8 protein-coding genes are annotated in these 14,994 nt (G+C 37.0%); all 8 read left to right on the forward strand.

Features of this window, described 5'->3' with window-relative positions; translation table 11 throughout:
- Positions 1 to 72: 72 nt before the first annotated feature.
- The 8 genes from rpoB to J3U24_RS10055 all read left to right on the forward strand — a co-directional run bounded on the left by rpoB (position 73) and on the right by J3U24_RS10055 (position 14,850).
- Complete coding sequence (gene rpoB, locus J3U24_RS10020; RefSeq protein WP_267331018.1) at positions 73 to 4,101, forward strand: DNA-directed RNA polymerase subunit beta; 4,029 nt, start codon at positions 73 to 75, stop codon at positions 4,099 to 4,101.
- Between the two features lie 90 nt (positions 4,102 to 4,191).
- Positions 4,192 to 8,409, forward strand: coding sequence for a DNA-directed RNA polymerase subunit beta' (rpoC, locus tag J3U24_RS10025; protein ID WP_065561817.1), 4,218 nt, complete (start codon positions 4,192 to 4,194; stop codon positions 8,407 to 8,409).
- 80 nt (positions 8,410 to 8,489) lie between these two features.
- Entirely contained in the window at positions 8,490 to 8,801 is a 312-nt protein-coding gene (locus J3U24_RS10030) for an antibiotic biosynthesis monooxygenase family protein (RefSeq protein WP_065735208.1), read from the forward strand.
- Positions 8,802 to 9,237: 436 nt separating this feature from the next.
- Positions 9,238 to 9,834: a LemA family protein gene (locus J3U24_RS10035; protein ID WP_065561819.1), complete on the forward strand. Its 597-nt coding sequence runs from the start codon at positions 9,238 to 9,240 to the stop codon at positions 9,832 to 9,834.
- A gap of 371 nt (positions 9,835 to 10,205) precedes the next feature.
- Positions 10,206 to 11,132 carry a TPM domain-containing protein gene (locus J3U24_RS10040; protein WP_267337646.1) on the forward strand — a complete coding sequence of 309 codons (927 nt, stop codon included), beginning with the start codon at positions 10,206 to 10,208 and terminating at the stop codon, positions 11,130 to 11,132.
- Positions 11,133 to 11,313: 181 nt separating this feature from the next.
- A complete protein-coding gene (locus tag J3U24_RS10045) occupies positions 11,314 to 12,216 on the forward strand; it encodes a TPM domain-containing protein (RefSeq protein WP_267337645.1) in 903 nt (300 codons plus the stop codon).
- Positions 12,217 to 12,929: 713 nt separating this feature from the next.
- The gene (locus tag J3U24_RS10050; protein WP_267337644.1) at positions 12,930 to 13,838 is read left to right on the forward strand and encodes a TPM domain-containing protein; all 909 of its coding nucleotides are present in this window, start codon (positions 12,930 to 12,932) and stop codon (positions 13,836 to 13,838) included.
- Positions 13,839 to 13,941: 103 nt separating this feature from the next.
- Entirely contained in the window at positions 13,942 to 14,850 is a 909-nt protein-coding gene (locus J3U24_RS10055; RefSeq protein WP_267337643.1) for a TPM domain-containing protein, read from the forward strand.
- Positions 14,851 to 14,994: the final 144 nt, after the last annotated feature.

Raw genomic sequence — 14,994 nt, forward strand, 5'->3', positions numbered from 1 at the left:
CGTTATCATTTCGTAGTACCCTGATGAATATTTAATCATGCTAAAATAGCAGATAAGCAAGTTGAGGAACTAATGGTTTACTCTTATACCGAGAAAAAACGAATTCGTAAGAATTTTGGTAAGCGTCCACAAGTCTTGGATATACCGTATCTTCTTTCTATTCAACTTGATTCGTTCCAGAAGTTTATTGAGCAAGACCCAGAAGGTCAATATGGCTTAGAAGCCGCATTCCGTTCAATATTTCCGATAAAAAGTTATAGTGGTAGCGCTGAGTTACAATACGTAAGCTTTAAAATGGGCGAACCTGTGTTTGATGTAAAAGAATGTCAAATCAGAGGGATCACTTACTCAGCACCATTGCGCGTTAAATTACGTTTAGTTATTTATGATAAAGATGCGCCAGAAGGAACAGTTAAAGATATTAAAGAGCAAGACGTCTATATGGGCGAAATCCCTTTAATGACGGACAATGGTACTTTTGTGATTAACGGTACTGAACGTGTTATCGTTTCACAATTACATCGTAGTCCAGGTGTGTTCTTTGACAGTGATAAAGGTAAAACGCACTCTTCTGGTAAAGTTTTATATAATGCTCGGATTATTCCTTATCGTGGCTCTTGGCTTGATTTCGAATTTGATCCAAAAGATAATCTTTTTGCTCGTATCGACCGTCGTCGTAAACTTCCAGCAACAATTATTTTACGTGCGTTAGGTTATGAAACTGAAGAAATTTTAGATATGTTCTTCGAAAAAACTATTTTCGAAGTAGGCAAATCAAAATTAAAAATGGAGCTTGTGCCAGAGCGTTTACGTGGTGAAACAGCGCTATTTGATATCGAATCTAAAGGCAAAGTTTACGCAGAAAAAGGTCGTCGTATTACAGCTCGTCATATTCGTGAGCTTGAAAAAGATAAAGTAACTAAAATCGACGTTCCAGTTGAATATATTGTAAATAAAGTTTTAGCAAAAAATTATGTTGATGAAGAAACTGGTGAGGTTATTGCTTTTGCCAATACACCAATTTCTTTAGAACTATTACTTGAATTAACCAATGCTGGTTATAAGAAAATTGAAACATTATTCACTAATGATTTAGATCATGGACCATTTATTTCTGAAACATTAAATGTTGATTCAACACGTGATCGATTAGGTGCATTAGTTGAAATTTATCGAATGATGCGTCCAGGCGAGCCACCAACAAAAGAAGCAGCCGAAGCGTTATTTGATAATCTATTCTTCTCCGACGAACGTTATGACTTATCAGCGGTAGGTCGTATGAAGTTCAATCGTTCTTTAGGACGAGACGATATTGAAGGCGAAAGCGTCTTAACAAAAGCTGATATCGTTGATGTAATGAAGAAATTAATCAGCATCCGTAATGGTCATGGTGAAGTTGATGATATCGATCACTTAGGCAATCGTCGTATCCGTAGTGTTGGTGAAATGGCTGAAAACCAATTCCGTATTGGTTTAGTTCGTGTTGAACGAGCTGTAAAAGAGCGTCTATCTTTAGGTGATCTTGATTCATTAATGCCACAAGATATGATCAATGCTAAACCAATTTCAGCGGCAATTCGTGAGTTCTTTGGTTCTAGCCAATTATCTCAGTTTATGGATCAAAACAATCCATTATCTGAAATTACTCACAAACGTCGTATTTCTGCATTAGGTCCAGGTGGTTTAACTCGTGAACGTGCAGGCTTTGAAGTGCGTGACGTACATCCTACACATTATGGTCGTGTATGTCCGATTGAAACGCCGGAAGGTCCAAACATCGGTTTAATTAACTCATTAGCGGTTTATTCACGTACCAATGAGTATGGATTCTTAGAAACGCCATATCGTCGAGTGATTGACGGTGTTGTGACTGATGAGATTAACTATTTATCAGCAATCGATGAAAGTGAGTTTGTTATAGCTCAGGCTAACTCAAATCTTGATGACGATGGTCGCTTTAAAGAAGATTTAGTGACTTGCCGTTTAAATGGTGAATCTGGTTTATATAGCCCGGAACAAGTTCATTATATGGACGTATCAACACAACAAATCGTTTCTGTTGGTGCTTCATTAATCCCATTCCTTGAGCATGATGATGCGAACCGTGCCTTGATGGGTGCGAACATGCAACGTCAAGCTGTACCAACATTAAAAGCAGAAAAACCTTTTGTTGGTACTGGTATGGAACGTGCGGTTGCGGTTGACTCAGGTGTAACTGCGGTTGCTCGTCGTGGCGGTACAGTACAATATGTTGATGCTTCACGTATTGTTATTAACGTTAACGATGATGAAATGTATGCCGGTGAAACAGGTATTGATATTTACAACTTAACTAAATATACCCGTTCTAACCAAAATACTTGTATTAACCAAATTCCATGCGTGGAATTAGGTGAAAAAGTTGAGCGTGGCGATGTACTTGCAGACGGCCCATCAACGGATTTAGGTGAGTTAGCACTTGGTCAAAATATGCGCGTGGCATTTATGCCATGGAACGGTTATAACTTTGAGGATTCTATTTTAGTCTCTGAAAAAGTGGTACAAGATGACCGTTTCACTTCGATTCATATTCAAGAACTATCTTGTGTATCTCGTGATACTAAACTTGGTGCCGAAGAAATTACTGCTGATATTCCAAATGTGGGTGAAGCAGCACTTTCTAAACTTGATGAGTCTGGTATTGTTTATATCGGCGCTGAAGTAAAAGGTGGTGATATTCTTGTTGGTAAAGTAACGCCTAAAGGCGAAACGCAATTAACACCAGAAGAGAAATTACTACGTGCTATTTTCGGTGAAAAAGCATCTGATGTTAAAGATACTTCATTACGTGTACCAAATGGTGTTTCAGGTACGGTTATTGATGTTCAAGTCTTCACTCGTGATGGTGTACAAAAAGACAAACGTGCACTTGAAATTGAAGAGATGCAACTCAAGCAAGTAAGAAAAGATTTAACTGAAGAACTTAAAATTTTAGAAGCAGCATTGTTTGCTCGTATCCGTGATGTATTAATTTCTGGTGGTATTAAAGCTGACAAATTAGATGCTTTACCACGTGAAAAATGGTTAACCATTGGTATTTCTAATGAAAGTAAGCAAGCTCAATTAGAACAACTTGCTGAACAACATGATGAAATCAAAGCTGAATTTAATAAGAAGCTTGAAGCTAAACGAATGAAGATTACTCAAGGTGATGATTTACAACCTGGAGTTCTCAAAATTGTTAAAGTTTACTTAGCAGTTAAACGTCAAATTCAGCCTGGTGATAAGATGGCGGGTCGCCATGGTAACAAAGGGGTTATCTCTAAAATCAACCCAATTGAAGATATGCCATATGATGATAAAGGACGTCCAGTTGATATCGTATTGAATCCACTTGGTGTTCCGTCTCGTATGAATATCGGTCAGATTTTAGAAACTCACTTAGGTATGGCGGCAAAAGGTATTGGTCAGAAGATCGATGCAATGCTAAAAGAACAGCAAGAGTTAGCTAAATTACGTGATTTCATTCAGAAAGCTTATGACCTTGGTTTAGGGGCAGCACAGAAAGTCAATGTTGCTGAATTTACTGACCAAGAAGTGATGACATTGGCACAAAATTTACGTAATGGTATGCCTCTTGCAACGCCAGTCTTTGATGGTGCAAAAGAGCAAGAAATTAAAGCATTACTTGAACTTGGTGATTTGCCAACGTCAGGTCAAATTACATTGTTTGATGGTCGTACAGGTGAGCAATTTGAACGTCCAGTAACTGTAGGTTACATGTATATGCTGAAATTGAATCACTTAGTTGATGATAAGATGCATGCGCGTTCTACAGGTTCATATAGTCTGGTTACACAACAACCATTGGGTGGTAAAGCTCAATTTGGTGGTCAACGTTTCGGTGAGATGGAAGTATGGGCACTTGAAGCATATGGTGCTGCTTATACTCTACAAGAAATGTTAACTGTTAAATCAGATGATGTGAATGGTCGTACTAAGATGTATAAAAATATTGTAGATGGTGATCATCGTATGGAGCCTGCGATTCCAGAATCATTTAATGTATTATTAAAAGAGATTCGTTCGTTAGGTATTAATATCGAGTTAGATGAAGAGTAATCTTAACTAACTGAAATGATTTCTATTTATAGGGATAACTTATCAGCAATGATAAGTTATCTAATTGGTTTAACTCCATAGGAGTCAATTGTGAAAGACTTACTAAAGTTTCTAAAAGCACAAACTAAAACTGAAGATTTTGATGCTATCAAGATAGGCCTTGCTTCTCCTGATATGATTCGTTCATGGTCTTTTGGTGAAGTTAAAAAACCTGAAACAATTAACTATCGTACGTTCAAACCGGAACGTGACGGATTGTTTTGTGCACGTATTTTTGGACCAGTAAAAGATTATGAATGTTTATGTGGAAAATATAAACGTTTAAAACACCGTGGTGTAATTTGTGAAAAATGTGGTGTTGAAGTTACTCAAGCTAAAGTACGTCGTGAGCGTATGGGGCATATTGAGCTTGCATCACCTACTGCACATATCTGGTTTTTAAAATCATTACCATCACGTATTGGTCTATTATTAGATATGCCACTTCGTGACATTGAACGTGTGCTTTATTTTGAATCATTTATGGTTCTTGACGGCGGAATGACAAACTTAGAACGCGGTCAAATTTTAACAGAAGAACAATATTTAGATGCGTTAGAAGAGTTTGGTGATGAATTCGATGCTCGTATGGGTGCCGAAGCAATTCAAGAATTACTACGTAATATCGATGTGCAAGCTGAATGTGAAGCACTACGTGATGAGCTTGAAACTACCAATTCTGAAACTAAGCGTAAAAAACTGACTAAACGTATTAAGATTATTGAAGCATTCATTCAATCAGAAAATAAACCAGAATGGATGATCTTAAACGTATTACCTGTGTTGCCACCCGATTTACGCCCATTAGTACCACTAGATGGCGGACGTTTTGCAACATCAGATTTGAACGATCTATATCGTCGAGTGATTAACCGTAATAACCGTTTAAAACGTTTATTAGATTTGGCAGCGCCAGATATCATCGTACGTAACGAAAAACGTATGTTACAAGAATCTGTTGACGCATTACTTGATAATGGTCGTCGTGGCCGTGCAATTACCGGTTCAAACAAACGTCCATTAAAATCACTTGCCGATATGATTAAAGGTAAGCAAGGTCGTTTCCGTCAAAACTTATTAGGTAAACGTGTTGACTACTCTGGTCGTTCAGTAATCACTGTAGGTCCATACTTACGATTACATCAATGTGGTTTACCGAAGAAAATGGCACTTGAACTATTCAAACCATTTATTTACGGTAAATTAGAGCGTCGTGGTTATGCAACTACCATTAAAGCAGCCAAGAAAATGGTTGAACGTGAAGATGCAATTGTTTGGGATATCTTAGATGAAGTTATCCGTGAGCATCCGGTATTACTAAACCGTGCACCAACACTTCACCGATTAGGTATTCAGGCATTTGAACCTATCCTAATTGAAGGTAAAGCGATTCAGTTACATCCATTAGTTTGTGCGGCATTCAATGCTGACTTCGATGGTGACCAAATGGCGGTTCATGTACCATTAACGTTAGAAGCGCAATTAGAAGCGCGTGCGTTAATGATGTCAACCAACAACATTCTTTCACCTGCGAGTGGTGAACCTATCATTGTTCCTTCTCAGGACGTGGTATTAGGTCTTTACTACATGACTCGTGATAAAGTTAATGCGAAAGGTGAAGGTATGATTTTAACCGGACCTAAAGAAGCAGAAAAACTGTATCGCTTAGGTCTTGTTGAGCTACATGCTAAAGTTAAAGTACGTATTACTGAAAGCCACCGCAATAGTATTGGTGAGTGGGAAGATACAACTTCTGTGGTTGATACTACAGTTGGTCGTGCTATCTTATGGTTAATTATGCCTAAAGGTATGAGCTTCTCTGTCATCAATCAACCACTTGGTAAAAAGGCGATTTCACGAATTTTAAATATTTGTTATCGCCAATTAGGCATGAAAGAAACTGTTATCTTGGCTGACCAAGTAATGTATACCGGATTTGCTTATGCAGCACGTTCTGGTGTATCGGTTGGTATTGATGATATGGAAATTCCAGCTAAAAAATTACAAATCATCAATGAAGCTGAAATTGAAGTTGCTGAAATTCAAGAACAGTTCCAATCAGGTTTAGTTACCGCTGGTGAACGTTATAACAAAGTTATCGATATCTGGGCAGCAGCCAATGAACGTGTTGCTAAAGCGATGATGGATAACTTATCAACTGAAAAAGTGATCAATCATGAAGGTAAAGAAGAAGTTCAATCTTCATTTAACAGCATCTATATGATGGCCGACTCTGGTGCGCGGGGTTCTGCAGCTCAAATTCGTCAGTTAGCTGGTATGCGTGGATTGATGGCAAAACCGGATGGTTCAATCATCGAAACACCAATTACGGCAAACTTCCGTGAAGGGTTAAACGTTCTTCAGTACTTTATCTCGACCCATGGTGCGCGTAAAGGTCTTGCCGATACCGCATTAAAAACTGCGAACTCAGGTTACTTAACTCGCCGTTTAGTTGACGTAGCTCAAGATCTAGTCGTTATTGAAGATGACTGTGGTACGTTAGAAGGCGTAGTGATGACACCAGTTATCGAAGGTGGAGATGTTAAAGAGCCACTTCGTGAACGTGTATTAGGTCGTGTAACAGCAGAAGATGTATTGAAACCAGGTAGTGCGGATATTTTAATTCCTCGTAATACACTACTTGATGAAAACTATTGTGATTTACTTGAAGAAGAATCTGTAGATAGCGTTAAAGTTCGTTCAGTTGTTTCGTGTGATACTGACTTTGGTGTTTGTGCGAAATGTTATGGTCGTGACTTAGCCCGTGGTCACCTAGTAAATAAAGGTGAAGCAATCGGTGTTATCGCTGCTCAATCAATCGGTGAGCCAGGTACACAGTTAACCATGCGTACGTTCCATATCGGTGGTGCGGCATCACGAGCAGCAGCAGAATCAAGTGTTCAAGTTAAAAACAAAGGTAGCATCAAATTATCTAATGCTAAATTTGTAACTAACCCAGATAAGAAACTGGTTATTACATCTCGTAATGCTGAATTAACGATTATCGATGAATTAGGTCGAATGAAAGAAACTTATAAAGTTCCTTATGGTTCGATTCTAACTAAAGGTAATGGTGCAGCGGTTGATGCTGGTGAAACAGTTGCTAACTGGGATCCACATACTATGCCAGTTATCTCTGAAGCGAAAGGCTTTGTTAAATTTGTTGATATGGTTGATGGTCAAACTATCACCCGTCAAACCGACGAATTAACAGGTTTATCATCAATTGTTATTTTAGATGTCGCTGAACGAACAGGTGTTGGTAAAGATTTACGTCCAGCAATCAAGATTGTTGATGCTAAAGGTAAAGATATTTATGTTGCAGGTACAGAGATGCTTGCTCAATATTTCTTACCAGGTAAAGCATTAGTACAATTAGAAGATGGTGCTGAAATCAATGTGGGTGATACACTTGCACGTATTCCACAAGCATCGGTTGGTACTAAAGATATTACCGGTGGTTTACCGCGCGTTGCTGACTTATTTGAAGCACGTAAACCTAAAGAGCCAGCAATTCTTGCTGAAATCGATGGTATTATCTCGTTTGGTAAAGAAACCAAAGGTAAACGTCGCTTAATTATCACTCCACTAGATGGTAGTGATCCATATGAAGAGATGATTCCAAAATGGCGTCAACTCAACGTATTTGAAGGCGAACAAGTTGGACGTGGTGATGTGATTTCTGACGGTCCAGAATCTGCACATGACATTTTACGTTTACGTGGTGTTAATGCAGTGACACGTTACATCGTTAACGAAGTTCAAGAAGTTTATCGCTTACAAGGTGTAAAAATCAATGATAAACATATTGAAGTTATTGTTCGTCAGATGTTACGTAAAGCGACAGTTATTCATCCGGGTGGTTCTCGTTTACTTGACGGCGAACAACTTGAAGTTTCACGCTTGAAGATTATTAATCGTGAGCTTGAGGCACAAGGTAAAGAGCCAATTGTTTACTTGCATGATTTGCTTGGTATTACTAAAGCATCACTTACTACTGAATCATTTATTTCTGCGGCATCGTTCCAAGAAACGACTCGCGTATTAACTGAAGCAGCAGTAGCTGGTAAAAATGATGAGCTTCGTGGCTTGAAAGAAAACGTTATTGTTGGTCGCTTGATTCCAGCTGGTACTGGTTATGCTTATCATAAAGAACGTTTGCGTAAACGTACAATGCCTATTGATGATGAAATTCAACCAACTGTTTCAGCTGAAGAAGCAACAGCTAACTTAGCAGAATTACTCAATTCTGCAGAAGAAAATCAATAGTCAGTAGGACTAAGTTATTAAAATAGCACGTGTAAGCACGTGCTATTTTTTTATGTGTATTTAAAAAAAGGAGTTTTGATATGTATATTGTCATGAACCGATTTAAAGTAAAACGAGGTAGTGAAGAGGCTTTTATTGAAATATGGCGTAATCGTGATACCCATTTAAAAGAGATGAAAGGCTTTAATCGTTTTTATTTTTTAAAGGGGAAAACTGAGGAAAATTATACGTTATTTTCATCATTTGCTGAGTGGGAATCAAAAGCCGATTTCGACGCTTGGGTAAACTCAGAACAATTCAAACATACACATCGTAATACCGGAAATAGACCAAATAATAACGATATTTACTATGAGCCGGCACAGTTAGAATGCTTTGAAAGTGTATTATAAATAATTATCAAATAATAAACCGCTTATTATAAATTGGTAAAATCTACCTAAATCATCATTAATAAAAGTTTTATGATCAAGAATAAAAATAAGCGGTATATTTTTTATGCGTAAATTAGGATTATACATAGCATGCATTATAAAAATGGCTATAATAATATTGAGTAAATTATCTTAAACGGTGTGGATTAAGGCGATATTAATTTGCAATATAGCCAATTCAATATTAGTGAGTCCACAGATTGATAACTTACATTCCTTGTTTTTTTCAGAGCTTGTTCTTTTTATCGAAATATCGGTATAAATTTGTTAGTGAGATTTAAACTTGAGGTATAAATAAGTGTTTAAAAATCGCAGATAGCTTATTTTAATTCTATTTTTTGATGTATTCATTTGTTAAGCTATCCATAAATTCAACTATTTATAGGAATATACAATGAAATCAAAATTTCTATTATGTGTTTTGGTATTAATTATTGTTGGAGCATTTTTTTGTTTTAGTCGATACAATGATATCCAAACTCGTGACGAAGGTGTAGCAGCTGCATGGTCAGAAGTTGTCAACCAATATAAGCGTCGGGCTGATTTAACTCCAAGTTTAGTTAATACGGTTAAAGGTTATACTACACACGAAAAAGAAGTGTTAACTCAAGTGACCGAAGCAAGAAGTAAAGTTGGCTCAATTCAAATCAACGCTGATCAGCTAACCGATCCGGCTTTATTTGCTAAATTCCAACAAGCGCAATCAGAATTAAGTACTGCCTTAAGCCACTTAATTGCTGTCAGTGAAAACTATCCAGATCTTAAAGCCAGTTCACTTTTTCAGGATCTTATGAGCCAGTTAGAAGGCACTGAAAATCGGATCGCAGTTGCCAGAGGACGATATATACAAGCAGTTCAATCGTTTAATATTTATATCCGAAAAATACCAAATAAGTGGATTGCTGGCTTTATAGGTGTAGAACCTAAACAGCAATTTACGGTTGATAATGAAAAAGAAATTTCAAATGCACCCGCAGTTAACTTTCAATAAACATAATTGCTCAAAAAATATTGAGTGTTAAGTTTGCTGTTAATCATCAGTTGGTATCGATCAACTGAAATTCTCTTCCTTTAAGATCGAGTTATGACCATACGTCAACTCGATCTCATAGAAATATTTTACACTAAAGCTCTATTAAGTTTCCCCAATACAAAATAAATAGTGCCAAATTTCCATGACGGCAAAACTTGATAAAAAAAGCTGATGTTAATAGCAAAATTGTTATCTGGCTATATAATAGTCATTTCTACCCATTGATGTCTTATACTACTTAAACCTAAAATAGAGTAGATTAGCTTTTGATATGCGTTTTTTAAAAGTAATAATATTATTCTATTGCAGGTCATTTTGGTCAAAATATAATGAAAAAATATGTTTTCTTTAGTATGTTGTTAATGCTTAGTTGGTTTAGTTATGGTTTGACTGAAATTCCTGCTTTTAATAGTCATATTATTGATACAACCAATACTTTAAGTGCATCGCAAGTCAAGTCTTTAGAATCAAGCCTAATTCAATTTGAACACTCGAAAACTGATGGGGCGCAAATAGCGGTTTTGATGATCGCAAATCTCGACAACGAAACCATAGAGCAGTACGCGCAGAGAGTTTTTAACCAATGGAAAATTGGAAGAAAAGGGCTGGATAATGGTATTTTATTGTTAGTAGCAAAAGATGACCGACAGATGCGTATTGAAGTGGGGTATGGGCTTGAAGGCATTGTTACTGATTTAGTTGCTAGCCACATCATTCGGGAACAGTTAGCTCCACAATTTAAGCAAAATAATTATTATCAAGGTATTAATGATGCAATTTCGGTATTAAAAGATGTCACAATAGGTAATGAAATTCATCCAGAGAAACAAACCCAGAATAATCATAGAATTGGGTTAAGTGAAATGTTAGATATGTTGTTTAACTGGATTATTCAACAAAGCTGGAAAGTGTTTTCCTTTTTTGTTTGTTTAGCCTTCACGGTTAAATTCGAAAAAAATGTATTTAAACGCATTATCATTACATCACTATCAAATAGTTTATTTATTCTAATTGTAACTTGGTGTGTTCACGGTTTTACTTACTTATATCTAACCGATGTCGTTTTTATTTTTGGTATAAATTATGTAGTTGCTAACTTGTTATTCATCGCTATCAGTTTTAAAAATGGCACTAGAAGAAGTCGTAGCGGGAGTGGCAGTAGCAGCCGATCTTCATATAGCCATTCGAGTAGAAGTTCCCGAACCGGCGGAGGCGGCGGCCGCAGTGGTGGTGGCGGTGCATCTGGTCGTTGGTAATGAGATGAACAAAGATAATACTCATTAAGTTTTAATAGTAAGATTATGATTCGGCTATATACTAGTTTTAGTTAACCAATGATATCTTGTCTAAACGCTTTATTAAATGGATCGCAATTAACTGTTTGTTGTAAAAAGTAAAATTTTATTTAGCGTTGTTAATCATAAGGCAAAAAATACAATGAAAAGATATTTTCTAAGTAGTTTATTGTTAATATTCAGTTGGTTTTGTTATGGGCTAACAGACATCCCGGAATTTGCACATCGTGTTATCGACACGACTCATACTTTAACCGATTCTCAAAAAGAGTCATTAGAATCAAGCCTAATTGGCTTTGAAAAGCCTCGAACAGATGGTGCCCAGATAGCGGTTTTAATGATTCCCAAACTGGGTGATGAAACGGTAGAACAATACGCAGATAGAGTCTTTATTCAATGGAAAATCGGTCGAAAAGGACAAGACAATGGTATTTTATTACTTATTGTTAAAGATGATAAACTCATGCGAATTGAGGTTGGCTATGGGCTTGAAGGAACTATTACCGACTTAGTGGCCAGTAAAATTATTCGTGAGCAATTAGCACCACAATTTCGACAAAATAACTATTATCAAGGAATTGATAATGCCTTATCTGCACTGAAACAAAAAATCGATAATCCTGCCCCGAAAAGTGAAGATAACGAACAAGGCTTTAACTTGTTATCATCAGAAGATTTTACTTCCATGTTGAGTAATTATGCGCTGGTGTCATTCGTTATTTGTCTTATACTTGCCAAATTATTGTATCGTAAAGATAAAACCAATCAATGTCTTCTTACTGGTTTATTTAACGCTCTATCTGTTGGTGGATTTACCCTTTGGCATATGCGCGATATATTTATTATAGTATTTATCATGTTTGTGGTATTTATTTTGAGTACCATTGCCAGCCGCATTGTGACTCCCGGAGCAGGTGGCGGAAGAGGAAATCATCGAGGAGGAGGCGGTTTTGGTGGTTCTAGCGGTGGCTTCGGCGGAGGTGGCGGTTTTAGCGGCGGCGGTGGTGGTCGCAGTGGTGGCGGTGGCGCTTCCGGTAGCTGGTAAATAGGATAAAAAATAAGGCGCTATATGCGCCTTAATCATATCGATTAATAGCAGTTTATTTTTTACAACAATCGCTAGCCACATCATTCGAGAACAGCAAACCCCACAATTTAAGCAAAAGAACTATTATCAGGGTATTAATGATGCAATTTCGGTATTAAAAGATGTCATAATAGGTAATGAAATTCATCCAGAGAAACAAACCCAGAATAATTATAGAATTGGGTTAAGTGAAATGTTAGATATGATGTTTAACTGGATTATTCGACAAAGCTGGAAAGTGTTTTCTTTTTTGTTTGTTCGTTTTCACAGTTAAATTCGAAAAAAGTGAATTTAAACGCATTATCATCACATCACTATCAAATAGTTTGTTTCTCCTTATTGTAACTTGGTATGTTCACGATTTTAGTTACTTATATCTTACCGATGTCGTTTTTATTTTTGGTATAAATTATGTGTTTGCTAACTTGTTATTCATCGCTATCAGTCGTAAAAACGGCATAAGAAGAAGTCGTAGCGGGAGTGGCAGAAGCAGTCGATCTTCATATAGCTATTCGAGTGCCGAGGCGGAGGTGGCGGCCGCAGTGGCGGTGCATCTGGTCGTTGGTAATGAGATGAACAAAGATCATACTCATTAAGTTTTAATAGTAAGATTTTGATTTGACTATATAATAGTTTTATTTAGCGTTGTTAGTCATGAGGCAGAAAATATAATGAAAAGATATTTTCTAAGTAGTTTATTGTTAACATTCAGTTGGTTTTGTTATGGGCTAACTGACATCCCGGAATTTGCACATCGTGTTATCGACACGACTCATACTTTAACCGATTCTCAAAAAGAGTCATTAGAATCAAGCCTAATTGGCTTTGAAAAGCCTCGAACAGATGGTGCCCAGATAGCGGTTTTAATGATTCCCAAACTGGATGATGAAACGGTAGAACAATACGCAGATAGAGTCTTTATTCAATGGAAAATCGGTCGAAAAGGACAAGACAATGGTATTTTATTACTTATTGTTAAAGATGATAAACTCATGCGAATTGAGGTTGGCTATGGGCTTGAAGGAACTATTACAGACTTAGTGGCCAGTAAAATTATTCGTGAGCAATTAGCACCACAATTTCGACAAAATAACTATTATCAGGGTATTGATAATGCCTTATCTGTGCTGAAACAAAAAATCGATAATCCTACCCCGAAATGTGAAGATAATGAACAAGGCCTTAGGATTGAACAGTTATTTACAGAAAACTTTGCTTATTATGCGCTGGTGTCATTCGTTATTTGTTTTATACTTGCCAAATTATTATATCGTAAAGATAAAACCAAACAATGTTTACGTACTGGTTTATTTAACGCATTATCTGTTGCTGGATACACTCTTTGGCATGTGGAATATATACTTGAGATAGCATTTTTGATGTTTATTATAATGTGTGTCGTATTTGGTTTAAGTACCATGGCTAGCGGCATTTTAACTCCCGGAGCTGGCGGAGGAGGAAATAGTCGCGGAGGAAGTGACGATTTTGGTGATTCTAGCGGTGGTTTTAGCGATAGCGGCGGCTTTAGCGGCGGCGGTGGTGGCCACAGTGGTGGTGGCGGTGCATCTGGTCGTTGGTAATGAGATGAACAAAGATCATACTCTTTAAGTTTTAATAGTAAGATTTTGATTTGACTATATAATAGTTTTATTTAGCGTTGTTAGTCATGAGGCAGAAAATATAATGAAAAGATATTTTCTAAGTAGTTTATTGTTAATATTCAGTTGGTTTTGTTATGGGCTAACTGACATCCCGGAATTTGCACATCGTGTTATCGACACGACTCAAACTTTAACCGATTCTCAAAAAGAGTCATTAGAATCAAGCCTAATTGGCTTTGAAAAGCCTCGAACAGATAGTGCCCAGATAGCGGTTTTAATGATTCCCAAACTGGATGATGAAACGGTAGAACAATACGCAGATAGAGTCTTTATTCAATGGAAAATCGGTCGAAAAGGACAAGACAATGGTATTTTATTACTTATTGTTAAAGATGATAAACTCATGCGAATTGAGGTTGGTTATGGGCTTGAAGGAACTATTACCGACTTAGTGGCCAGTAAAATCATTCGTGAGCAATTAGCGCCAGAATTTCGACAAAATAACTATTATCAAGGTATTGATAATGCCTTATCTGTGCTGAAACAAAAAATCGATAATCCTACCCCGAAATGTGAAGATAATGAACAAGGCCTCAGGGTTGAACGGTTATTTACAGAAAACTTTGCTTATTATGCGCTGGTGTCATTCGTTATTTGTTTTATACTTGCCAAATTATTGTATCGTAAAGATAAAACCAAACAATGTTTTCGTACTGGTTTATTTAACGCATTATCTGTTGCTGGATACACTCTTTGGCATGTGGAATATATACTTGAGATAGCATTTTTTCTGTTTGTTATAATGTTTGTCGTATTTTTTTTCAGCCTTCTGGTTAGCAACTTTTTAACTCCTGGAGCTGGCGAAGGAGGAAATAGTCACGGAGGAAGTGACGATTTTGGTGATTCTAGCGGTGGTTTTAGCGATAGCGGCGACTTTAGCGGCGGCGGTGGAGGTTCTAGCGGTGGAGGTGGTGCCTCCGGTAGCTGGTAATTTTTAATAAAACGATCTTGGTTATATATCTTCTCCACAAAATTCAGCTTTAACGTAAAAACCCCGGTCACCATAAAAAAAGTTGAGGAACGGGGTTTTTTAATATTAATTTAGGGTGTTAATGACGTTTTTAATCGTTTTTAA

The sequence above is a fragment of the Gilliamella sp. B2785 genome, from assembly GCF_026537005.1.
Classification (GTDB): domain Bacteria; phylum Pseudomonadota; class Gammaproteobacteria; order Enterobacterales; family Orbaceae; genus Gilliamella; species Gilliamella apicola_E.

Coding starts and splice junctions, on each gene's coding strand:
- rpoB (WP_267331018.1), top strand. CDS start 73: ATGGTTTACTCTTATACCGAGAAAAAACGAATTCGTAAGAATTTTGGT.
- J3U24_RS10030 (WP_065735208.1), top strand. CDS start 8,490: ATGTATATTGTCATGAACCGATTTAAAGTAAAACGAGGTAGTGAAGAG.
- J3U24_RS10035 (WP_065561819.1), top strand. CDS start 9,238: ATGAAATCAAAATTTCTATTATGTGTTTTGGTATTAATTATTGTTGGA.
- J3U24_RS10040 (WP_267337646.1), top strand. CDS start 10,206: ATGAAAAAATATGTTTTCTTTAGTATGTTGTTAATGCTTAGTTGGTTT.
- J3U24_RS10045 (WP_267337645.1), top strand. CDS start 11,314: ATGAAAAGATATTTTCTAAGTAGTTTATTGTTAATATTCAGTTGGTTT.
- J3U24_RS10050 (WP_267337644.1), top strand. CDS start 12,930: ATGAAAAGATATTTTCTAAGTAGTTTATTGTTAACATTCAGTTGGTTT.
- J3U24_RS10055 (WP_267337643.1), top strand. CDS start 13,942: ATGAAAAGATATTTTCTAAGTAGTTTATTGTTAATATTCAGTTGGTTT.